This window comes from Pseudomonas sp. MD195_PC81_125, assembly GCF_014060985.1.
In the GTDB taxonomy this organism is placed as follows: domain Bacteria; phylum Pseudomonadota; class Gammaproteobacteria; order Pseudomonadales; family Pseudomonadaceae; genus Aquipseudomonas; species Aquipseudomonas parakoreensis.
This window is the reverse complement of record NZ_JABULD010000800.1, coordinates 1-541: the sequence shown is the minus strand read 5'-3', so window position 1 is coordinate 541 and position 541 is coordinate 1. Positions and strand designations below refer to the sequence as shown.

Here is a 541-nt window from a genome sequence, read left to right as displayed (position 1 = left end):
CCACGGCCACAATCAAAAATGAGCCACAAGCGTCGGCTGATCGACACACTGCGCAAGCTGTTCATAACGCTGCCACTCCGATTTCTTTTTCTTGTAATAAATCAACGCCAGCATCCAACCACGTTTGAGTGGTCGGGCATACGCGACCCAAGTCGTATAACGCCACAGCACTATTAAGGCTTGTCTGTTAGGATTTCGGCCCCGCGCGCGAAAACCTGAATCCAAGTTGATATTTCACGGAATTTTGACCGTTTCGTGTGGATGCTGTGCGCGCGGAATCGGTACAGCAACAAACAGCTACGCTGATCGCAGTGAACGTAAAAAATATTATCGGGGCATGCCGGCGTGCATCGCTCTTTGGGGGACTGATGGATCTTTGGATCGCTTTGCAGGCACTGATTCTTGGAGTTGTAGAGGGGCTGACGGAGTTTTTGCCCATTTCCAGTACCGGACACCAGATCATTGTTGCCGACTTGCTCGACTTCGGCGGCGAACGGGCCATGGCGTTCAACATCATTATTCAGCTCGGCGCGATCCTTGC

1 protein-coding gene is annotated in these 541 nt (G+C 51.9%); it reads left to right on the top strand.

The features are described 5' to 3' along the window. Positions 1-329 precede the first annotated feature (329 nt). On the top strand, positions 330-541 hold a 212-nt coding region (locus HT737_RS29370; RefSeq protein WP_374011216.1), incomplete at its 3' end, for an undecaprenyl-diphosphate phosphatase.